19 protein-coding genes are annotated in these 20,522 nt (G+C 70.5%); 15 read left to right on the plus strand and 4 right to left on the minus strand.

All coding sequences use genetic code 11. The annotated features are described in order from the left end of the window. The first annotated feature begins 180 nt into the window (after positions 1–180). From DFH01_RS07265 to DFH01_RS07325, 13 genes are all read left to right on the plus strand, one after another. A complete protein-coding gene (locus DFH01_RS07265) occupies positions 181–1,050 on the plus strand; it encodes a polyprenyl synthetase family protein (RefSeq protein WP_109869657.1) in 870 nt (289 codons plus the stop codon). Next, complete coding sequence (locus tag DFH01_RS07270; protein ID WP_109869658.1) at positions 1,047–2,201, plus strand: methyltransferase; 1,155 nt, start codon at positions 1,047–1,049, stop codon at positions 2,199–2,201. Before DFH01_RS07265 ends, DFH01_RS07270 begins: the two co-directional genes overlap by 4 nt. Before the next feature lie 76 nt (positions 2,202–2,277). Beyond that, positions 2,278–3,231, plus strand: coding sequence for a chlorophyll synthesis pathway protein BchC (bchC, locus tag DFH01_RS07275; protein ID WP_109869659.1), 954 nt, complete (start codon positions 2,278–2,280; stop codon positions 3,229–3,231). After that, positions 3,228–4,247 (plus strand): chlorophyllide a reductase iron protein subunit X, encoded by a 1,020-nt coding sequence (locus DFH01_RS07280; protein ID WP_442899690.1) that lies wholly within the window; start codon positions 3,228–3,230, stop codon positions 4,245–4,247. The genes bchC and DFH01_RS07280 overlap by 4 nt, the downstream gene beginning before the upstream one ends. Further along, complete coding sequence (gene bchY, locus DFH01_RS07285; protein ID WP_109869660.1) at positions 4,247–5,761, plus strand: chlorophyllide a reductase subunit Y; 1,515 nt, start codon at positions 4,247–4,249, stop codon at positions 5,759–5,761. The genes DFH01_RS07280 and bchY overlap by 1 nt, the downstream gene beginning before the upstream one ends. 4 nt (positions 5,762–5,765) lie before the next feature. Beyond that, the gene (gene bchZ, locus DFH01_RS07290; protein ID WP_109869661.1) at positions 5,766–7,202 is read left to right on the plus strand and encodes a chlorophyllide a reductase subunit Z; all 1,437 of its coding nucleotides are present in this window, start codon (positions 5,766–5,768) and stop codon (positions 7,200–7,202) included. 154 nt (positions 7,203–7,356) lie between these two features. Continuing rightward, positions 7,357–7,536, plus strand: a complete 180-nt coding sequence (locus tag DFH01_RS07295; protein ID WP_109869662.1) for a hypothetical protein — start codon at positions 7,357–7,359, stop codon at positions 7,534–7,536. A 24-nt stretch (positions 7,537–7,560) separates the two neighbouring features. Beyond that, the gene (gene pufA / locus DFH01_RS07300; protein ID WP_109869663.1) at positions 7,561–7,740 is read left to right on the plus strand and encodes a light-harvesting antenna LH1, alpha subunit; all 180 of its coding nucleotides are present in this window, start codon (positions 7,561–7,563) and stop codon (positions 7,738–7,740) included. Positions 7,741–7,905: 165 nt separating this feature from the next. Next, positions 7,906–8,739, plus strand: coding sequence for a photosynthetic reaction center subunit L (pufL, locus tag DFH01_RS07305; protein ID WP_109869664.1), 834 nt, complete (start codon positions 7,906–7,908; stop codon positions 8,737–8,739). Positions 8,740–8,754: 15 nt separating this feature from the next. Beyond that, the gene (pufM, locus tag DFH01_RS07310; RefSeq protein WP_109869665.1) at positions 8,755–9,744 is read left to right on the plus strand and encodes a photosynthetic reaction center subunit M; all 990 of its coding nucleotides are present in this window, start codon (positions 8,755–8,757) and stop codon (positions 9,742–9,744) included. Further along, positions 9,741–10,880: a photosynthetic reaction center cytochrome PufC gene (pufC, locus tag DFH01_RS07315; protein WP_109869666.1), complete on the plus strand. Its 1,140-nt coding sequence runs from the start codon at positions 9,741–9,743 to the stop codon at positions 10,878–10,880. Before pufM ends, pufC begins: the two co-directional genes overlap by 4 nt. 80 nt (positions 10,881–10,960) lie before the next feature. Beyond that, complete coding sequence (locus tag DFH01_RS07320; RefSeq protein WP_109869667.1) at positions 10,961–11,398, plus strand: YqaA family protein; 438 nt, start codon at positions 10,961–10,963, stop codon at positions 11,396–11,398. A 13-nt stretch (positions 11,399–11,411) separates the two neighbouring features. Next, positions 11,412–12,920 carry a phytoene desaturase gene (locus DFH01_RS07325; protein ID WP_109869668.1) on the plus strand — a complete coding sequence of 503 codons (1,509 nt, stop codon included), beginning with the start codon at positions 11,412–11,414 and terminating at the stop codon, positions 12,918–12,920. Between the two features lie 3 nt (positions 12,921–12,923). Here the strand turns inward: DFH01_RS07325 and crtD (DFH01_RS07330) are convergent, their stop codons facing one another. Both crtD (DFH01_RS07330) and DFH01_RS07335 read right to left on the minus strand, forming a co-directional pair. Beyond that, positions 12,924–14,435 (minus strand): 1-hydroxycarotenoid 3,4-desaturase CrtD, encoded by a 1,512-nt coding sequence (crtD, locus tag DFH01_RS07330; protein WP_109869978.1) that lies wholly within the window; start codon positions 14,433–14,435, stop codon positions 12,924–12,926. Between the two features lie 14 nt (positions 14,436–14,449). Continuing rightward, on the minus strand, positions 14,450–15,196 hold the full coding sequence (locus DFH01_RS07335) for a hypothetical protein (protein WP_109869669.1): 747 nt from the start codon (positions 15,194–15,196) through the stop codon (positions 14,450–14,452). Between the two features lie 111 nt (positions 15,197–15,307). Here DFH01_RS07335 and DFH01_RS07340 point away from each other — a divergent pair, with 111 nt between their 5' ends. Then, positions 15,308–16,729 (plus strand): cytochrome P450, encoded by a 1,422-nt coding sequence (locus DFH01_RS07340; RefSeq protein ID WP_109869670.1) that lies wholly within the window; start codon positions 15,308–15,310, stop codon positions 16,727–16,729. Beyond that, complete coding sequence (locus DFH01_RS07345; RefSeq protein WP_146217006.1) at positions 16,726–17,925, plus strand: ATP-grasp domain-containing protein; 1,200 nt, start codon at positions 16,726–16,728, stop codon at positions 17,923–17,925. Before DFH01_RS07340 ends, DFH01_RS07345 begins: the two co-directional genes overlap by 4 nt. Here the strand turns inward: DFH01_RS07345 and DFH01_RS07350 are convergent. Together DFH01_RS07350 and crtD (DFH01_RS07355) are read right to left on the minus strand one after the other, a co-directional pair. Next, positions 17,867–18,838: a carotenoid 1,2-hydratase family protein gene (locus DFH01_RS07350; RefSeq protein WP_233255996.1), complete on the minus strand. Its 972-nt coding sequence runs from the start codon at positions 18,836–18,838 to the stop codon at positions 17,867–17,869. The two genes, DFH01_RS07345 and DFH01_RS07350, sit on opposite strands and share 59 nt — an antisense overlap. Next, complete coding sequence (gene crtD, locus DFH01_RS07355) at positions 18,835–20,319, minus strand: 1-hydroxycarotenoid 3,4-desaturase CrtD (RefSeq protein ID WP_109869980.1); 1,485 nt, start codon at positions 20,317–20,319, stop codon at positions 18,835–18,837. Before crtD (DFH01_RS07355) ends, DFH01_RS07350 begins: the two co-directional genes overlap by 4 nt. Between the last annotated feature and the right edge of the window lie 203 nt (positions 20,320–20,522).

Genomic DNA, 20,522 nt, shown 5'->3' on the forward strand with positions numbered 1-20,522 from the left:
CGACATGGCGCGCCGCCCGAGATCGTGGGCTCACAAGGCTGCGAGATAGCGGCCAGCCGAAAGCCATTGACTTCAGTGTCAAGAAAGACTGACAGTTAGTGCTGACAGGACCGATTGACGGTCGGCTGCCCTCGTGCCGGTTCGTCCGCGCGCGCAGGGCGCCGCCAAGGGAGCCATCGCATGGATGTCGCCGCGCGCATCGAGTCCAGCCTCGCCGATGCCGTCCTGCTCGCCGAGGCGAGCGGCGCGCCGCCGCGCCTGGCCGCGGCGATGCGCCATGCCGTCTTCCCCAAGGGCGCCCGCATCCGCCCGCGCCTGACGCTGGCCGTGGCAGGCGCCTGCGGCGACGACCGCCCGGCCCTCGCCTCGGCCGCCGCCGCCGCGATCGAACTGCTGCACTGCGCAAGCCTCGTCCATGACGACATGCCCTGCTTCGACGATGCCGAGACGCGGCGCGGCAAGCCGAGCGTGCATCGCGCCTTCGGCGTGCCGCTGGCCGTGCTCGCCGGCGATGCGCTGATCATCCTGGCCTTTCAGACGCTGGCGCGCGTCGCCACTGTCGCGCCGGAACGCCTTGGACCCGTCATCGCCGCCGTGGGCGACGGTGTCGGCGTGCCCTTCGGCATCGTCGCCGGGCAGGCCTGGGAGTGCGAGCCGAAGGTCGATCTCTCCGAATACCAGCGGCAGAAGACCGGCGCTCTCTTCGCCGCCGCCACCGTCGCCGGCGCCGCGGCCGCCGGCCATGCGGAGGCGGAAGCCTGGCGCCTGCTCGGCGACCGGCTGGGCGAGGCCTACCAGGTCGCCGACGACCTGCGCGATGCGGTGGAGACGGAGGAAAGCCTCGGCAAGCCGGTCGGCCGCGACGCCGTGCTCGGCCGGCCGAGCGCCGTCGCCGAATTCGGGCTCGACGGCGCGGTCGCGCGCCTGCGCCACCTCAGCGAGGCCGCCGTCGCCGCGATCCCCTGCTGCCCGGGCCAGGCGATGCTGCGCGCGCTGATGCTGCAGGAAGCGCAGCGCCTGGTGCCCCGAAAGCTTGCCACCGCCGCATGAGCGCCACGGCCGGCCTGAACGCGGCGATGCCACCCGGCTGGCGTGACCGCTTCCGCGCCTGGCGCGAGGGCCTGACCGCCTCGCCGGGCTTCCGGCGCTGGGCCGCGCGCTTCCCGCTGACGCGCCCCTTCGCGCGCCGCCGCGCGCGTGCGCTGTTCGATCTCTGCGCCGGCTTCGTCTATTCGCAGGTGCTGCTGGCCTGCGTGCGGCTTCGGCTGTTCGACCTTCTCGAGCAGGGGCCGATCACGGAGGCCGCGCTCGCAAGCCGCACGCAGCTGCCGCCGGAGGCGCTGGAACGCCTGCTGCGTGCCGCCGCGGCGCTGGATCTGGTCGCCCGGCGCGAGGATGGCAACTGGGCGCTGGGTCCACTCGGCGCGGCGATGATCGGCAATCCGGGCATCGCCGCGATGGTCGAGCACCATGCGCTGCTCTACGGCGATCTTGCCGATCCGGTCGCGCTGCTGCGCCGGCCGCGCGGGGGCAACGCGCTTTCCGGGTATTGGGCCTATTCCGGCGCGGAAGCGCCGCAGGCGCTCGGGCGCGAGCGGACGCAGGACTACACCGCGCTCATGGCGGCCTCCCAGCCGATGGTCGCGGAGGAGGTGCTGGCCGCCTACGACTTCCGGCGTCACCGCTGCCTGCTGGATGTCGGCGGCGGCAGCGGCGCCTTCCTGGCCGCCGTTGCGGCCGCGGCGCCCGATCTTCGCCTGATGCTGTTCGACCTGCCCGCGGTTGCCGAGCAGGGGCGGGAGCGCTTCGCGCGCCTCGGTCTCGCGTCGCGCGCCAGCGTGCATGGCGGCGACTTCACCACGGATCCGCTGCCCGAAGGCGCCGACCTCGTGAGCCTGGTGCGCGTGCTGCACGACCATGACGATGCGGTGGTGCTGTCGCTGCTGCGCCGGGTGCGCGCTGTGCTGCCGAAGGGCGGCCGGCTGCTGATCGCGGAGCCGATGTCCGGCACGCCGGGCGCCGAGCCCGCCGGCGACGCCTACTTCGGCTTCTACCTGCTTGCCATGGGCCGCGGACGTCCGCGCCGGCCGGACGAGCTGCAGGCGTTGCTCGCCTCCGCCGGCTTCGCCTCATCCCGCCTGCTTCCGACCCATACGCCGCTGTTGACGCGCGTGATGATCGCGGAAGCCGGCGCGCCGTGAACGATCGGTGTCAATTATGCTTGACAGTAAATTCTGTCAGGCTACCCTGACGATCCGCAGAAGCCCGGAACCCACGGTGGACACGCTCGCTGTCGTCCTCGAAGCACCCGAAACGCTTGCACTCAGCAGGCTGGATCTCGTCGCCCCGGGCGATGAGGACGTGGTGGTGGATGTCGAGTTCAGCGGCATCAGCACCGGCACGGAGCGCCTGCTCTTCACCGGCCGCATGCCGCCCTTCCCCGGGATGGGCTATCCGCTGGTGCCCGGATACGAATCCGTCGGCCGCGTGGTCGGCGCCGGCGCCGCGGCGTCACGTCGCGTCGGAGAGCATGTCTTCGTGCCCGGTGCGCGCTGCTTCGCACCGCGGGACGGGCAGCCGGTGCGCGGCCTTTTCGGTGGCGCGGCGCGGCGCCTGGTGGTGCCATCCGCGAAGACGGTTCCGGTCGCGGAGTCGCTCGGGGCCGATGCCGTCCTGCTGGCCCTCGCCGCCACCGCGCAGCATGCGATCGCGCCGGGCGCCGTGCCGCCCGATCTCGTCATCGGCCATGGCGTGCTGGGGCGCCTGATCGCGCGCATCGTCGTCGCGATGGGCGCGCCCGCACCGACCGTGTGGGAACTGAACCCGGCGCGCAGCGACGGCGCGCGCGGCTACCAGGTGGTGTCGCCCGACGACGATCCGCGGCGGGACTATCGCTGCATCTGCGACGTCAGCGGCGACTCCGGCATCCTCGACACGCTGGTGCAGCGCCTCGCGCCCGGCGGCGAGATCGTGCTGGCGGGCTTCTACAGCGCGCCGCTCAGCTTCTCCTTCCCGCCTGCCTTCATGCGGGAGGCGCGGATCCGCATCGCCGCCGAATGGCGCGAGCCCGACCTCATCACGGTGCAGGCGCTGATCGCCGATGGCCGCCTGCCACTCGATGGTCTCGTCACGCATCGGCGTGACTTCGCGTCCGCGCCGGACGCCTACCGGACCGCCTTCGAAGATCCGGGCTGCCTCAAGATGGTTCTCGACTGGAGGGACTGCCAATGAACGCCCCTGCCGGCTTCCAGCCGAACCGCGACACCCAGGCCAGCATGACCGAGAAGCTGCGCGAGGAAGCCGCGCAGGGCCCCGACCCCGTGCACACCGAGCCTGCGAAGAAGCAGACGCAGGTGATCGCCATCTACGGCAAGGGTGGCATCGGCAAGTCCTTCACGCTGGCCAACCTCAGCTACATGATGGCGCAGCAGGGAAAACGTGTCCTGCTCATCGGCTGCGACCCGAAGAGCGACACGACATCGCTGCTTTTCGGCGGCAAGGCATGCCCGACCATCATCGAGACCAGCTCGAAGAAGAAGGCGGCGGGCGAGCCGGTCGTGATCGGCGATGTCTGCTTCAAGCGCGACGGCGTCTTCGCCATGGAGCTCGGCGGGCCCGAGGTCGGCCGCGGCTGCGGTGGCCGCGGCATCATCCACGGCTTCGAACTGCTCGAGAAGCTCGGCTTCCACGAATGGGACTTCGACTTCGTCCTGCTCGACTTCCTGGGCGACGTCGTCTGCGGCGGCTTCGGCCTGCCGATCGCGCGCGACATGTGCCAGAAGGTCATCATCGTCGGCTCGAACGATCTGCAGAGCCTCTATGTCGCGAACAACGTCTGCTCCGCGGTGGAATACTTCCGCAAGCTCGGCGGCAATGTCGGCGTCGCGGGCCTAGTGATCAACAAGGACGACGGCACCGGTGAGGCGCAGGCCTTCGCGGATGCCGCCGGCATTCCGGTGCTCGCTGCGATCCCGGCGAACGAGGACATCCGGCGCAAGAGCGCGAACTACGAGATCGTCGGCCGGCCCGATGGCGAATGGGGTCCGCTGTTCCAGGCGCTCGGCGTGCAGGTGGCGGAGGCGCCGCCGCTTCGGCCTACGCCGCTGACGCAGGAAGGGCTGCTCGGCCTGTTCAAGGGCGATGTGGTGGGCCGCGACGTGGTGCTGCAGCCCGCGAGCCAGGAAGACATGCGCGCGGCGGGTGTCGTCGCGAAGCCCTCCCTCGAAGTGGTCTACGAGGGCGCCTGATGGACACGCTCCCTCCCACCAGCGCACCGCCGCCCGTCGAGGGCTCCGGCTGCCACGGCGGCCGGGACACGATGGAGGCGGCCGCGCGCGCCGCCGGCAAGAGCGAGACGATGGATCGCCTTGCGAAGGACTATCCGCGCGGCCCGCATGACCAGCCGCAGAGCATGTGCCCGGCCTTCGGGTCGCTCCGCGTCGGCCTGCGCATGCGGCGCGTGGCGACGATCCTCTCGGGCAGCGCCTGCTGCGTCTACGGCCTGACCTTCACCAGCCATTTCTACGGCGCGCGGCGCACGGTGGGCTACGTGCCGTTCAATTCCGAGACGCTGGTGACCGGCAAGCTGTTCGAGGACATCCGCGACGCGGTCCACGAGACGGCGAAGCCGGAGGACTACGACGCAGTCATCGTGACGAATCTCTGCGTCCCGACCGCCTCCGGCGTGCCGCTCGAGCTACTGCCGAAGCAGATCAACGGCGTGCGCATCATCGGCATCGACGTGCCGGGCTTCGGCGTGCCGACCCATGCCGAGGCGAAGGACGTGCTCTCCGGCGCGATGCTGCGCTATGCGCGCACCGAGGCCGAGGCCGGCCCCGTCGCGCGTCCGCGCAACCTGGTGGAGGGCGAGCGCACCATCGCGCTGATCGGCGAGCTCTTTCCCGCGGATCCCATGGGCATCGGCGCGCTGCTCTCCCCGATGGGCCTTGGCCTGGCGCCGCAAACGCCGGCGCGCGAGTGGCGCGATCTCTATGCCGCGCTGGACGCGGTCGCGGTCGCCGCCGTGCATCCCTTCTACACCGCGAGTATCCGGGAGTTCCGCGCCGCCGGACGCCCGGTGGTCGGCTCCGGCCCCGTCGGCGTCGAAGGCACAGCGGCCTGGATGGACGCGATCGCCAAGGCCGCCGACGTGCCGGCCGCGATGCTGGACGCCGCCAAGGCGCGCATGCTGCCCGCGATCAAGGGCGCGATGGCGGCCGCGCCGATCAAGGCGCGCATCACCGTCTCCGGCTACGAGGGCAGCGAACTGCTCGTCGCCCGCCTGCTGAGCGAGGCTGGCGCCGAGGTGCCCTATGTCGGCACGGCCTGCCCGCGCACCGAATGGTCCGATCCCGACCGCGAATGGCTCGAGGCCCGCGGCACGCATGTGCAGTACCGCGCGAGCCTTGAGCAGGACGTCCACGCGATGCTGGACGCGAAGCCCGATCTCGCGCTCGGCACCACGCCGCTGGTGCAGAAGGCGAAGGAGCTCGGCATCCCCGCGCTCTACTTCACGAATATGGTCAGCGCGCGGCCGCTCTTCGGCCCCGCGGGCGCAGGCTCCATGGCCGGCATCGTCGCCGCGCAGACCGGCGGGCGCGAGCGCTTCGCGCGCATGGTCTCCTTCTTCGAGGGCGTCGGCACGCCCGACCGCGCCGGCTACGGCTTCAAGACCAAGCCCGAGGATCCGCCCGGCTTCCGCGAGCGGCAGCGCAAGCTGCGCGCGGCGAAGGCCAAGGCCGAAGAGGCGGTGGGGAGCTAGCGCCATGCTCGTCCTCGACCATGACCGGGCAGGCGGCTACTGGGGGGCGATCTACGCCTTCTCGGCGATCCGCGGGCTGCGCGTGGTGATCGACGGGCCGGTGGGCTGCGAGAACCTGCCCGTCACGGCGGTGCTGCACTACACGGATGCGCTGCCGCCGCACGAGTTGCCGATCGTGGTGACTGGCCTCGACGAGGATTCGCTGTCGCAGAACGGCACCGAGCCCAACCTGAAGCGCGCCGCGGCAAGCCAGGACCCGGATCTGCCGGCCGTGGTCGTCACCGGCTCGATCGCGGAGATGATCGGCGGCGGCGTGACGCCGCAGGGCAGCAACCTGCAACGCTTCATCTGCCGCACCATCGACGAGGACCAGTGGCAGGCCGCGGACCGCGCCATCATGTGGCTCTGGACCGAGTTCGGCGCCAAGGGCCGCAAGGTGCGCGCGCGCAATCCGAAGCTCGGCGAGAAGCCGCGCGTCAACATCATCGGGCCGATCTACGGCACCTTCAACATGCCCTCCGACCTCGCGGAGATCCGACGCCTGGTCGAGGGCATCGGGTGCGAGGTGAACCTGGTCTTCCCGCTCGGCAGCCATGTCGAGGACATCGCGAAGCTTCCGGATGCGGACGTCAACATCTGCATGTACCGCGAATTCGGTCGCAAGCTGTGCGAGGAGCTCGACCGCCCCTGGCTGCGCGCGCCGATGGGGCTGTTCGCGACCACGAACTTCCTGAGCAAGCTCGGCGAACTGACGGGCCTCGACCCGGAGCCTTTCATCGAGCGTGAGAAGCACACCACCATCAAGCCGCTGTGGGATCTCTGGCGCTCCGTCACCCAGGACTTCTTCGCCAGCGCCTCCTTCGCGGTGGTCGCGACCGAGACCTACGCGCGCGGCCTGCAGCGCTTCCTGGGCGAGGAGATGGGCGTGCCCTGCGCCTTCGCCTTCGCGCGCAAGGCCGGCGAGAAGCCAGACAACGCCGCGGTGCGGGACGCGATGAAGAAGTCCCCGCCGCTGGTCCTGTTCGGCAGCTACAACGAGCGGATGTACGCAGCGGAGCTGCGCAGCCGGACGATGTACATCCCGGCCAGCTTCCCGGGCGCGATCATCCGGCGCAGCACGGGCACGCCCTTCATGGGCTACGCCGGCGCCACCTACATCGTGCAGGAATACTGCAACGCGCTCTTCGACGCGCTGTTCCACATCCTGCCGCTCGGCACCGATCTCGACCGCGTCGAGCCCACGCCGGTGCGCCCGGCCGAGGTATGGGACGAGGAGGCGGTTTCCCTCCTCGACCGCCGCGTGGAAGCGGAGCCTTTCCTGCTCCGCATTTCCGCCGCGAAGCGCCTGCGCGAGCAGGTGGAGAAGGCAGCACGCACTGCTGGGGAGCAGCGCGTCACAGCGGACCGTGTCGCAAGCACGCTTTCGGAGAGCGTCGCATGACTGATCCGCTCCCCAGATCCCGCACCTCGAACCGGACGGCGCCTGGCGCCTCCCGGCTCCTGGCGCGGGTACGCCATGGCGGTTCGCCGCCTGGCAACCCGGCCGCGCGGGGTCTGCGCGGTAACGGCCGAGAGGCCAATAGGAGGCTCAAGGTATGGCCGACGGTTCGCGAACCGGCCTGACTGAGGGCGAAGCGCGCGAGATCCACCGCCTGTTGATCCAGGGGTGGGCATTCTCGGTCTTCGCTTCCATGGGCGCCCACATCCTGGTGTGGCTGTGGCGTCCGCTCGTCTACGGAAACCAGATCGTCCCGCCGGACTGGCGCTTCTTCTGATCGGACGGGAAGGAGAGACAGCCCATGCACAAGATCTGGATGGTAGTTGATCCGCGACGCTCGCTGTTCCTGGCGATGATCGCGGTGATCGCCGTGGCGACGATCCTGCACTTCGTCGTCATGAGCTCCCCCCGTTACTGCGACCACTGGGGGTGGTGCGCGACGTCGCCGACCTTCGTGCCCGGTCAGCCGGTCATCAGGTAGGCGGTCGCCGATGTCGATCCGCGGTAGCGGGTGGAGACCAACCGATCCCGCAGCAGGCATGCATAGCAATATGCGCCCGCTGCGGTGCGGCGGGCCTCGCCCGCTGCCGGGGACGACGCAAGGGTTGGGCAGCGTGATGCCTGGCCAGGATGGGAGCCACATTCCATGGCAATGCTGACCTTCGAACGCAAATACCGCGTCCGCGGAGGGACGCTGGTTGGCGGGGACCTCTTCGATTTCTGGATCGGTCCCTTCTGGATCGGCTTCTTCGGGGTCACGACGGCGTTCTTCACCGCAGTTGGCACGGCGCTCATTTTCATGGGCGCGGCCAAGCAGGGCACGTTCAACCCCTGGCTCATCAACATCCCGCCGCCCGACCTCGCCTACGGCCTGCGGCTGGCGCCGATGTACGAAGGCGGGCTGTGGCAGTGGATCACGATCTGCGCCATCGGTGCGTTCGTCTCCTGGGCGCTGCGCCAGGTGGAGATCAGCCGCAAGCTCGGCATGGGCTACCACATCCCGGTCGCCTACAGCGTCGCGGTCTTCGCCTATGTCACGCTGGTGGTGATCCGGCCGGTGCTGATGGGCGCCTGGGGGCACGGCTTCCCCTACGGCATCTGGAGCCACCTCGATTGGGTGTCGAACGTCGGCTACCAGCACCTGCACTTCCACTACAACCCGGCGCACATGATCGCGGTGACGTTCTTCTTCACCACGGTGCTTGCGCTGGCGATGCATGGCGGCCTGGTGCTGTCCGCCGTCAACCCGCCGAAGGGTGACGTGGTGAAGGCGGCCGAACACGAGAACGCATACTTCCGCGACCTGATCGGCTACTCGATCGGCACGCTCGGCATCCACCGCCTCGGCCTGTTCCTGGCGCTTTCCGCCGGGTTCTGGAGCGCGGTGTGCATCGTGATCAGCGGACCCTTCTGGACCCGCGGCTGGCCCGAATGGTGGGGCTGGTGGCTCAACCTGCCGATCTGGCGCAACATCCACTAGGGGGGGCGAGACACAATGAGTGCCGTCGTCGTCTACCAGAACATCTTCACCCGCATCCAGGTCCGCCCGCCCGAGCCCTATCCCGGCGTGCCCCTGCCGCGCGGCGATGCCGCGCGGGAAGGCGGTGGAGGCTTCGTCCACCTGTTCGGCCGGCTCGGCGATGCGCAGGTCGGGCCCATCTATCTCGGCCTGCTCGGCGTCGTGTCGATCTTCTTCGGCACGCTGGCCTTCGTGATCATCGGCCTGAACATGCTGGCCTCCGTGCAGTGGGACATCATCCAGTTCGTCCGCCAGCTCTTCTGGCTGGCGCTCGAGCCACCGCTGGCCCAGCACGGGCTGCGCTTCCCGCCGATGCGCGAAGGCGGCTGGTGGTTGGTCACGGGCTTCTTCCTGACGATCTCCATCCTGCTCTGGTGGGCACGCACCTATCGCCGGGCGATCCAGCTTGGCCTGGGCACGCATGTCGCCTGGGCCTTCGCGGCGGCGATCTGGCTCTACCTGGTGCTCGGCTTCATCCGCCCGATCGCCATGGGCAGCTGGAGCGAGGCGGTGCCCTTCGGCATCTTCCCGCATCTCGACTGGACCGCGGCCTTCTCGATCCGCTACGGCAATCTCTTCTACAACCCGTTCCACGCGCTCTCGATCGTCTTCCTCTACGGCTCCACGCTGCTCTTCGCGATGCATGGCGCCACGATCCTGGCGCTGGGCCGCTACGGCGGCGAGCGCGAGATCGAGCTGATCGTGGATCGCGGCACGGCGGCCGAGCGCGGCGCCCTCTTCTGGCGCTGGTGCATGGGCTTCAACGCCAGCTTCGAGAGCATCCATCGCTGGGCCTGGTGGTTCGCGGTGCTGTGCCCGCTGACCGGCGGCATCGGCATCCTGCTCACCGGCACCGTCGTGGACAACTGGTACCTCTGGGCCGTCGAGCGTGGCTTCGCGCCCGAATACCCGCAACTCTGGGCGCCGGTCCTTGACCCGGCCCTGGTGCAAGGAGCACCGCGATGAGGCCGCTCAAGCTAAGCTGGACCTGGCAGGCGCTGATCGCCATCGCGGCGCTGCTGGTCGGCTACGTGCTGGTGACCAGCTTCGAGCGCCCGCCCGTGAGCACGGCGCAGATCGGCTACCGTGGCACCGCCATGCAGCAGCTGCAGAACCCGCGCACCGTCCGCCAGGTGGCGGCGCGGAACGTCCTGCCGGAGGCGCAGCCGCCGGCGGACCCGCCGACGGACGACGCGGACAAGGCCTCGGCCGTCTACCAGAACGTCCAGGTGCTGGGCGAGCTCAGCAACGCCCAGTTCCTGCGCCTGATGCAGGCGATGACCGAGTGGGTGGTGCCTGCGGCGATCCGCGAGGAAGGGAATGGCTGCAACTACTGCCATAACCCCGAGAACCTCGCCTCTGACGAGATCTACACGAAGGTGGTCGCGCGCCGCATGCTGCAGATGACGCGCACGATCAACGAGGACTGGACCACGCACGTCGCGCAGACCGGCGTCACCTGCTACACCTGCCATCGCGGGAATGCGGTGCCGGCGAATGTCTGGACGACCTTCACCGACAACCGCTCGGGCCTCGTCGGCCCGACGGGCCAGAACCGCGTGGCACCGGCGGCGAACCTCTCCTCGCTGCCCTACGACCCGTTCACGCCCTTCCTGCTCAACGACCAGGACATTCGCAACCTGAGCACCACCTGGCATCCCGGCAGCAACCCCGACAACATCCGCATCAGCGAGTGGACCTACTCCCTCATGGTGCATATGTCGCAGGGGCTCGGGGTGAACTGCACCTTCTGCCACAACAGCCGCGCGTTCGGCAGCTGGGAGCAGAGCCCGCCACAACGCCTCACCGCGTGGCACGGCATCCGCATGGCGCGGGCGGTGAACAACACCTACATGCAGCCGCTGTCGCAGACCTTCGCGGCGCATCCCTGGGGTCCCGAGCAGTACATGAACGGGCCGCGCCGGGTCGGCGAACTTCACGCAGACGCCCTGAAGGTGAACTGCGCCACCTGCCACCAGGGCGTGAACAAGCCGCTGCTTGGCCAGCCGATGCTGCGGGACTACCCGGAGCTCGGCATGGTGAACCGGGCGCCGCCCCGCACCGCCGCGGCGGAGCCCGCCGCGCAGGCCTCCCGCAACTAGGGACGCCGCGCGCATGAAACGCTGCCGGCCGGCGCGCCCTTGCAGGGGCTCGCCGGCCGCGGCACATCCGGGCGCCGCCCATGACGACGCTCGCGACCTATCTCGGCCTCTTCGCCGCCGCCTTTGGCGCCGCCTCCATCCTGCCGATGCAGTCGGAGCCGCTGCTGGTGGCGCTGCTGATCCTGGGCGACCAGTCGCCCTGGGCGCTGGTGGCGGTGGCGAGCCTCGGCAACACGCTCGGCTCCTGCCTGAACTGGCTGCTCGGCCGCTGGGTGGAGCATTACCGCGACCGGCGCTGGTTCCCGGTGCCGCGCGACAAGCTGGCACGGGCGGAAGGCTGGTACCATCGCTGGGGGCGCTGGTCGCTGCTCATGAGCTGGGCGCCGATCATCGGCGATCCGCTGACGGTGATCGCCGGCGTGCTGCGCGAGCCCTTCTGGAGCTTTCTGGTGCTTGTCGCGATCGCCAAGACCGGCCGCTACGTGACGCTTGCGCTGATCACCCTCGGCTTCACCTGAACGGAGGCCCGCCATGCTCGACGCGATGACCGATCCACGGCCGCATGCGGTGGTCATCGGCTCCGGCTTCGGCGGCCTGGCCGCGGCCGTGCGGCTCGGCGCGCGCGGCTGGCGCGTGACGGTGCTCGAGAAGCTCGATGCGCCGGGCGGCCGCGCCTATGTGTTCCGCCAGGACGGCTTCAGCTTCGACGCCGGCCCGACCATCATCACGGCGCCGTACCTGCTTGAGGAGCTCTGGGAGCTCTGCGGCCGGAGGATGAGCGACGACGTCACGCTGCGTGCGATGGACCCGTTCTACCGCATCCGCTTCGACGACGGCACGGTCATGTCCTGCTCCGCCGATCCCGAGGCGACACGGGCCGAGGTCGCGCGCATCGCACCCGAGGACCTCGCCGGCTTCGAACGCTTCATGCGCGACTCGGAGGCGATCTACCGCGTCGCCTTCGGCCAGCTTGCGGACAAGCCGTTCCACAGCTTCGGCGCGCTGCTGCGCGCGGCCCCGGACATGATCCGGCTGCAGGGCTACCGCACCGTCTTCGGCAAGGTCGGGGACTATTTCCGCAATCCTAAACTTCGCATCGCCTTCAGCTTCCACCCGCTGCTGATCGGCGGGAACCCGATGACCACCACCGCCTATTACTGCCTGATCGCGCATCTGGAGCGGATGCACGGCGTGCACTACGCGATGGGCGGCATGGGCGCGCTGGTGAACGGCATTGCCGGGCTGATCGACGGCCTCGGCGGCCGCATCCGCTGCAACGCGGAGGTGGCGGAGATCCTGGCCGAGAACGGCCGTGCCACCGGCGTGCGTCTTGCCGATGGCGAGCGCATCGCTGCCGACATCGTCGTCTCCAACGCTGATGCGGGCTGGACCTATTCGAAGCTGCTGGCCAAACACCCGCGCCGCCGCTGGACCGACCGAAAGGTGGCGCGCGCGCGCTACTCCATGAGCCTCTTTGTCTGGTACTTCGGCACCAACCGCAAATTCGACGACGTCTACCACCACACCATGGTGCTCGGCCCACGCTATGAAGGCCTGCTGCAGGACATCTTTGCCCGCAAGCACTTGGCCGACGACTTCTCGCTGTATCTGCACCGGCCGACCATGACGGATCCTTCCTTGGCGCCACCCGGTTGCGACGCCTTCTACGTGCTGTCCCCGGTGCCGCATCTCGGCAGCGGCGTGGATTGGGGCACGCGCGCCGAACCCTATCGCGCCGCGATCCAGAAGCGGTTGGAGGACACGGTCATGCCCGGCCTGGGCGAGTCCATCGTCACTTCCCGCATGCTGACGCCGCAGGATTTTCGGGATCGCCTGCTGTCGGTGAACGGCGCCGCCTTCTCGCTGGAGCCGCAGCTCTTCCAGAGCGCCTGGTTCCGCCCGCACAACCGCAGCGAGGAGCTGGAGGGTCTCTACCTGGTCGGCGCCGGCACGCATCCCGGCGCGGGCGTGCCCGGCGTGATCAGCTCCGCCCGCATTCTCGACCAGCTGGTGCCGGAAGCCGTCGCCTTCCGGCGCTGAGCCTCAGGCCGGCGCCGGCAAGCGCACCGCGCGGCGCGCGCCGCCGCCGAGATCCTCCAGCACCCGTGCAGCGGCCAGCCGGCCCGACATCGCCGCCATCGGGATGCCCGCGCCAGGATGCACCGACCCGCCGGCGCAGTAGAGGCCGGGCAGCCGCGTGACGCCGCCAGGCCGCGCGAAGGTGCCCGTCGCGCCATGGCCGGCGCGGCCATACAGCGCGCCCCCTGAAGCGGGGAACAGCGCATCGAAGCCGGTCGGCGTGCTCGCCGTCGCGTTGTCCAGCGCCACCTCCAGCCCGCAGGCGCGCAGCAGGTCCAGCGTGCGCCGCGCAAGTGCCGGAAGCTCCGGCACGAAGTCGCGGGTGTCGCCATCCGGCGGCGCATTGATCAGCAGCAGCAGCCGCTCGGCCATGCCGGGCTGCACCTCGCCCACGCCGCGATCCTGCGCGCAGACATAGACCGTGGGCGCCGCGCAGATGTCGCGCCGGCGGAAGATCGCGCGAAACTCCTCGGCGTAGTCCTCCGCGAAGAAGACGTTGTGGTGCAGCAGCGAGAAGCCGCGCGTCGGCGTGCTCACGCACCAGGTCACGGCGGAAAGCGAGCGCGCGGCATCCGGCGTATCCGGCGCGGCGCCGCGGGCGCCTCCGCCCAGCATCCCGCGCGCCAGCGCCGCGACGTCGCCGTTGAACAGCACGGCATCGGCGGCGATCTCCTCGCCACCGGCGAGCCGCACGCCGCAGGCGCGGCCATCACGAACCAGGATCTCGTCCACATGCGCGCCGAAGCGGAAGCGCGCACCCTGTCGCTCGGCCAGCGCCTGCAGCGCCTGCGCCACCCGCACCATGCCGCCGCGCACCAGCCACACGCCGTCCTGCTCGACATGCGCGATGAGCATCAGCGTCGCTGGCGCCAGGAAGGGCGAGCAGCCGGTATAGGTGGCATAGCGCCCGAACAACTGTCGCAGCCGCGCGTCCCGGAAATGGTCGCCGAGCGCCGACCACATGCTCCGCCAGGGCGCAGTGCGCCACAGCGCGTCCAGCCGCCCCCAGCCGACGCGCTGCACCAGCGCCAGCGGGGATGGGCGCTCCGCCGCGATGAAGCTGCCGACCAGGGTGCGGTGGATTTCGGCGCTGCGCGCGACGAAGTCGCGATAGCCGCGCGCATCCTCCGCCCCGGCGAAGTCGCCGATCGCCTCCGCCGAGCGGTCCACATCCGCAAAGAGATCAAGCCGCCCGCCCTGCCGCCAGGCATGCCGCGCCAGTGTCTCGGCCGGCACCAGCGCAAGCGAATCCTCCAGCCGCTCGCCCGCTTCGGCGAAGAGCCCCTCGAAGATCCAGCGCATCGTGAAGACCGTCGGGCCGGCATCCACGCCCTGCAGCTGTCGCATCTTGCCGCCGGGTGTGGCGGCGCGCTCCAGCACGGTCACCTCGGCGCCGCGCCGGGCAAGATCCACCGCGGCGGAAAGGCCGCCCATGCCGGCGCCGATCACCACCACGCGGTCGCGGCGGCGCCCCATGCCGCCATCCACGGTCAGGCAGCCTGCGCCACTTCGCCGCGGCGGCGCTGCCGCGCCGCGCGCTCGATCGCCAGGCGGTGCCAGATGATGATCGTGAGACCGACCGTCAGCGGGATCGCCCACATCACCGGATGCAGCGCGAGCTCCGGGAAGATCCGCACGGAGCCGAAGGCCATGAAGGCCGTGTAGACGCTGATGCCGGCACCGACGAGCGCCTTCACATGCTCCTTCAGCCAGTCCTCCCGCGTCGGACGGTCCTTGGCAAGGAACCAGAGGTTCGTCGCCCCGGTTGCTAGGCCCACGACGGCCAGCCCGATCAGCAGCTTCTCGCCCATCATCCAACCCTGGAAGGCGCAGTTGAGCGAGGTCGCGATGACGATCCACTGCCAGGCATACATCGCCCGCGTGCGGTTCAGCGCCTGCTGGCTCCGATTCCGCACCAGCATCCAGCCATACCAGGTCAGGTTGATGGTCAGCGTCGCCGCGCACACCATCAAATGGCCGAAGAAGCCGCGGATGAAGACCTCGTCGAAGCGCCCGACGAGTTGCGGATGCGTGCCCATCGGGTCGTAGAGCGACAGCAGGCTCATCGCCAGCGCGAAGCTGCCGGTGCAGAGCAGGGCGATGCTGAACACCTTGCCCCAGCGGCGGTGGTTCACGCCGCCTTTCCGTCCGATCACCGGAACCCAGAAGGCGATCGCGCCGGTCGCGCCCGTGATGATGTGGGCGATGACCAGCGTGTGGAAGACGAGCAGCTCCATCGCGGCGCCTCTGCGGTCGCAGGTGACAATGCCACTTGACACATCGCGGTGTAAAGTCGCGGAATCGAACGAGGTATACGGCGCGCGCGACAGCGGCGCCATGAGGACGGCATGACCGACGCGCCGACGATCGAGGACGCACCCGCGCGCCGGGCCGACGCGGCGGGCTGGGCGCCTTTCATCCCGCCCTACACGCCGCCCTGGCCGGCGCTGCCCTCGCTGGTGCGCGCGATGCTGCGCGGCGATGGCGACCTGCTCTCGCTGCTGCCGCGCGAGGCCTATCACATGAAGATCGGCCCGCTCGGCTATTCGCGGCGCTCGATCGTGGTGGTGAACGAGCCTTCCATGGTGCGCCATGTGTTGGCCGACCCGGAGGGGATCTTCCCGAAATCCGACCTGATGGTGCACGCGCTGGAGCCTCTGATCGGCGACAGTATTTTTGTTTCGTCGGGTGCCACTTGGCGCAGGCAGCGCAAGGTGATCGATCCGGCGCTTTCGATGATGCGGGTGAACCGCGCCTTCCCCGCGATGGAGGCGGGCTGTGCGGATGCGGAATCGGAATACGACCGCCACGCGGAACACGGCACGCCCTTCAGCCTCGACCTCGCGATGAGCCACCTGACGGCCGACATCATTTGCCGCACCGTCTTCACCACCACGCTGCACAGCAAGACCGCGCATGACGTCTTCGACGCCTTCACGGAGTTCGAGCGCCGCGTGGCGCAGGTGGAGATCCGCCGGCTGATCTGGGACAAGGCCTGGACCAGGGCGCCGCAGAAGGCGCCGGTTCTGGAAGCCTGCGCCACCATCCGCGCGCGCATCGGCGAATTGCTGGACACGCATCTGGATGCCGGCGCCAGCTTCGACGACATCGCGCAGCAGGTGATCGAGGCGCGCGACGACGTCGGCGCCAAGGCCTTCACGAGGGAGGAGCTGATCGACCAGCTCGGTGTGCTGTTCCTGGCCGGGCACGAGACCTCGGCCAGCGCGCTCACCTGGGTTTTCGCCATCCTCGCGACGCAGCCCGCGCTGGTGGCGCGGCTGCGTGCCGAGGTGGAGGAGGTGACCGGCGGCGGCCCGATCGAGTTCCACCACATCAAGCGCCTGACGCTGACGCGCAACATCTTCCGCGAGACGCTGCGCCTCTACCCGCCCATCACCTTCCTGCCGCGCGTGGCGAACGAGGCGACGGCCCTGAACGGCTACCGGCTCAAGAAGGGCGCGCTGGTGATGGTCGCGCCCTGGGTGCTGCACCGACACCGCCTCTACTGGAAGGACCCGAACCGCTTCGACCCCGACCGCTTCCTGCCGGAGCGGGAGCAGGAAATCACCTCCGGCGCCTACATTCCCTTCGGCATAGGGCCCCGCATCTGCGCCGGCGCCGCCTTCGCCACCATCGAAGCGACGCTGCTGATCGCGCGCCTGTTCCGCCGCTTCGACTGGACGCTGGACGCGCCGGAGCGCATCCGCCCCGCTGCTCGCCTGACGACGCGCCCCGTGGAGCAGGTCATGTGCCGCGTCAGGCCGGCATGACCGGCACCGTCGTCGTCACCCTCGGACGTCTGCCGAAAGGCCTCGACATCTGTCGCAGCTTCGCGCTGGCCGGCTGGCGCGTGGTGGTGGCGGAGCCGCACGCGCGTCATCTCTGCGGCGCTTCCAACAGCGTCACCCGCAGGGTCCGCCTGCCCGCGCCCGCCGAGGGCAAGCGCGCCTATCTCCAGCGGCTGGCGGAGATCACACGTGCCCACGGCGCGAACCTCGTCGTGCCGGTCTCGGAGGAGGCGCTGCATGTCTCCTTCCTGCCGCGATTGCTGCCGGACGTGCCGGTGCTCGCCATGCCGCCCGGCACGATGCTCGCGCTGCACCACAAGGGCCGCTTCACCGAGGTTGCGCGGGAGGCCGGCGTCGCGGTGCCGGAGACGCATCCCCTCGGCAGCGAGGGCGCCGCGGCGCTCGCGCGCGCCGGCCGCGTCGTGGTGAAGCCCGTCCATTCCGCCGCCGGCCGTGGCGTGCGCGTGCTGGCCGAAGGCGAGGCACTGCCCGCGCCCGAGCCCAGCGCGCCCGCCGTGGTGCAGCGCTTCCTGCCCGGCGCGGAGTTCAGCTCCTGCACGCTGGCGCGGCAGGGCCGCGTCCTCGGCACCGTGATCTATCGTGGCGTGCAGTTCGCCGGCTCCGTCGCCTGCGCCTTCGAGCGTGTGGAGCACGCGGCGGCCGAAGCATGGATCGCCCGACTGGTCGAAAAACTCGGATGGACCGGCTTCATCTCCTTCGACATGCGCGAGGACGCGGAGGGGCGCATCCACGGCATCGAATGCAACCCGCGCACCACGAGCGGCCTGCATTTCTTCGAGACCGAGGACATCGCCGCCGCCATCCTCGGCGCGCGCGACACGCTGCGCCACCGCAAGGCGACGCGCCTGCAGCAATTCTGGTCCTGCCTGACCGAGACGCAGCTGGCGCTGTTCCGCCGCGATCCCGATTTCCGCCGCCACCTGCGCAACCTGTTCACCACGCGCGACGTGACCTGGGCGGCGCGCGACATGGCGCCGTTGCTGACCATGCCCTGGACCGCCTGGCCGATCATGCGCGACGCGGCGCGCGCGCGCGTGCCCTTCGGGGAGGTGGCGACCCTCGATGTCGGCTGGTTCGAGGGCGAGGTGCGCGCGCCGACTACCGCAGCGGCCGCGGCACCCGGAAGGGCAGCATCGCGTACATCAGCGGCGACCTGAAGCGATCCAGCGACAGGCTTTCATGCACGCCGGGCGCCGCCTGGCCGAGCAGCGTCGTGTGGATTTCCGAACGCGAGTAGAAGGGCGCATCGGTCAGCGTGCGGGTCACGCGCACCGGGCCTTCCGCCCGCGTCGGTCGGCGCAGGCGCCACAGCGTGCGCGGCAGCTCCGCCTCCGGCGGCGGCGCGAAATCGGTCAGCGCGCCGTCATCCGTCGCGCGCAGCGCCAGCGACTGCGAAGTGCCGTCGCGGCGATGCGTGTTGTAGAGGATAGCCGTCGCATCGGGCAGCATCGCGCGGCACCAGTCCCACTCCCGGAAATCCTCCTCGAGCGGCGCGGCGCCGGCATTGGTGTCGAAATACGCCGCGCCGGACCAACGCAGCGCCGGGCTTTCGAGCGCGACCTCCACGCGGGATCGCGGCGCGATCGGCTGCCACAGATGCCGCCCCTGCGAATCCAGCGTGAGCGCGCGCGTCGAGAGGGCGCGCGGATGCAGCCGCAGTACGCCGCGCAGGCGCGAGGGGAAGGGCGCCGTCACCTCCTCGATGCGCACGGTCAGCGTCGTGCCGTCCCATTCCATCGCGCTCGGCCCGATCGTCAGCGAATTCGCATCCCGCCGCAGCGCGTGGCGGCGCCGGTCGGTCATGGCCCATCGCGAGGGCGTGCCGTAGAGCACGACATTCATGCAGCAATGGTCGTGCGGATCGCCGCCGGTGCCGCCACCGGCGCGGTGCGCCAGCGCATACCAGGGCGAGAACACGGTGCCGATGAAGGCGATGATGGTGATGCCGTGCTTCCCGTCATCCGAGATCGCGTCCAGGTACCACCAGCGATAGCCGCGCCGCGCCACCGGCACGTCGAAGGCCCAGCTGCGCTGTGTTGGCGCCGCCTGCGCCTCCTGCACCATGCTCATCCGCGATCCTCGATCACCCGCGCCGCCGCCAGCCTGCCCGACATGGCGGCCATCGCCACCCCCGCGCCCGGATGCGCGCTGCCGCCCGCGAGGTAGAGCCCCGGCAGCTTCGTCCGCGCGCCCGGCCGGCTGAAGGCCGATTGCCAGCCATGCACCGCCGGCCCGTACAGCGCGCCGCCCGCACCGGGGAACAGCCGGTCGAAATCCGCCGGCGTGGTCACGCGCTCCGCCTCCGGCCGGCGATGGATGACGAAGCCGGCGCGGCGCAGGCGCTCCAAGGCCGCCTCGCCGCAGCGCGCGATCGCCTCCTCCGGCAGGGGGCGCAGATCCGCCCGTGCCGGCGCGTTGACCATCGCCAGCAGCCGCTCCGGCCCCGGCGGCGGCGCGGCGCCCGCCATCCGGTCATGCGCCCAGAGCGTCACCGTGGGCGTCGTCGGCAGCCGCGCGCGGTAGCCGATCTCGGCATATTCCGCCGTCGGGTCGTCGGCATGCACCACGGTCTGCGCCGCGGGGGCCGCGCCCTCGGTCGCTGCGTGCATCGCCCAGGTCACGGCCGAGAAGGATCGCCGCTCGGGCGGCAGGCGCTCCACCGCCGCCGCCGCGCCGCGCCCGAACAGCCCCGCGCCGAGCCCTGCCGCGTCCGCGTTCAGCACCACCGCGCCGGCCGCGATCGTCTCGCCATCCGCAAGCCGCACGCCGGATGCCCGCCCGCCGGCGACGAGGATCTCGCGCACCTCGGCGCCGTAGCGGAAGCCGGCGCCGCGCGCCCGCGCCACATGCTCCAGCGCCTCCGCCAGCCGCGCCATCCCGCCTTCCACCGCCCAGAGGCCCTGAAGCTCGACATGCGCGACCAGCATCAGCGTCGCCGGCGCCTGCAGCGGGGAGGAGCCGACATAGGTCGCGACGCGCGCGAAGACCTGGCGCAGCCGCTTGTCGGCAAAGTGCTCGCCCAGCGCATCCCACAGCGAGGCGAAGGGCGAGGCGCCGAGCAGTCCCCGCAGCCCGGCTTGCGCCGCCAGCGCGACCGCCCCCGGCCGCTGCGCCCGCAGGAAGGGCCGTTCCAGCGCATCGTGGATGCGCCGCGCGCGCTCCCGGAAGGCCAGGTAGCCGCGCGATGCGGCGGCGCTGGCGAAGCTGCCGATCGCCTCGGCGGCGGCCGATTCGTCCACTGGCAGGTCGAGCCGCTTCCCATCCGTCCAGGCGTGGCGGCCGAGCAGCGGTTCCGGCCGCAGGGTCAGCCGGCTCTCCAGGCTGTCGCCGGCCGCCGCGAAGATCTCCTCGAACACCGGGCGGAGCGTCAGCAGGCCAGGGCCGGCACCGACCGGCACGCCGTCCACCGCGACCTCGCGGATCTTGCCGCCCGCCGCCGCCGCGCGCTCCAGCACCAGCACCGGACGGCCCTGGGCGGCGAGCAGCGCCGCCGCGACCAGGCCGCCCATCCCGGCGCCGATCACGACCACGGTCTGGGGGGAAGCCGGCATGACCACAGGTAAAGGGGCCGGTCAGGAAGTGTCAAGTTTTGCTGACAAGGAGAACCGTAATGGTGTGCTGTCGTTTGGCGTGTTATTGACACGAAGTTTCGTTCTCGGATGACTTTCCCGTCGGGCGTCTCAGAACCCATGACACGCCGTTGCCGCGGAGGTGGACCTCGGATGCCCCGTTCTGCCGCAGCCGGATCGCAGCC

This window comes from Falsiroseomonas bella, from assembly GCF_003173615.1.
GTDB lineage: Bacteria > Pseudomonadota > Alphaproteobacteria > Acetobacterales > Acetobacteraceae > Falsiroseomonas > Falsiroseomonas bella.

Coding starts and splice junctions, on each gene's coding strand:
- DFH01_RS07265 (WP_109869657.1), top strand. CDS start 181: ATGGATGTCGCCGCGCGCATCGAGTCCAGCCTCGCCGATGCCGTCCTG.
- DFH01_RS07270 (WP_109869658.1), top strand. CDS start 1,047: ATGAGCGCCACGGCCGGCCTGAACGCGGCGATGCCACCCGGCTGGCGT.
- DFH01_RS07280 (WP_442899690.1), top strand. CDS start 3,228: ATGAACGCCCCTGCCGGCTTCCAGCCGAACCGCGACACCCAGGCCAGC.
- bchY (WP_109869660.1), top strand. CDS start 4,247: ATGGACACGCTCCCTCCCACCAGCGCACCGCCGCCCGTCGAGGGCTCC.
- bchZ (WP_109869661.1), top strand. CDS start 5,766: ATGCTCGTCCTCGACCATGACCGGGCAGGCGGCTACTGGGGGGCGATC.
- DFH01_RS07295 (WP_109869662.1), top strand. CDS start 7,357: ATGGCCGACGGTTCGCGAACCGGCCTGACTGAGGGCGAAGCGCGCGAG.
- pufA (WP_109869663.1), top strand. CDS start 7,561: ATGCACAAGATCTGGATGGTAGTTGATCCGCGACGCTCGCTGTTCCTG.
- pufL (WP_109869664.1), top strand. CDS start 7,906: ATGGCAATGCTGACCTTCGAACGCAAATACCGCGTCCGCGGAGGGACG.
- pufM (WP_109869665.1), top strand. CDS start 8,755: ATGAGTGCCGTCGTCGTCTACCAGAACATCTTCACCCGCATCCAGGTC.
- pufC (WP_109869666.1), top strand. CDS start 9,741: ATGAGGCCGCTCAAGCTAAGCTGGACCTGGCAGGCGCTGATCGCCATC.
- DFH01_RS07320 (WP_109869667.1), top strand. CDS start 10,961: ATGACGACGCTCGCGACCTATCTCGGCCTCTTCGCCGCCGCCTTTGGC.
- DFH01_RS07325 (WP_109869668.1), top strand. CDS start 11,412: ATGCTCGACGCGATGACCGATCCACGGCCGCATGCGGTGGTCATCGGC.
- crtD (WP_109869978.1), bottom strand. CDS start 14,435: ATGGGGCGCCGCCGCGACCGCGTGGTGGTGATCGGCGCCGGCATGGGC.
- DFH01_RS07335 (WP_109869669.1), bottom strand. CDS start 15,196: ATGGAGCTGCTCGTCTTCCACACGCTGGTCATCGCCCACATCATCACG.
- DFH01_RS07340 (WP_109869670.1), top strand. CDS start 15,308: ATGACCGACGCGCCGACGATCGAGGACGCACCCGCGCGCCGGGCCGAC.
- DFH01_RS07345 (WP_146217006.1), top strand. CDS start 16,726: ATGACCGGCACCGTCGTCGTCACCCTCGGACGTCTGCCGAAAGGCCTC.
- DFH01_RS07350 (WP_233255996.1), bottom strand. CDS start 18,838: ATGAGCATGGTGCAGGAGGCGCAGGCGGCGCCAACACAGCGCAGCTGG.
- crtD (WP_109869980.1), bottom strand. CDS start 20,319: ATGCCGGCTTCCCCCCAGACCGTGGTCGTGATCGGCGCCGGGATGGGC.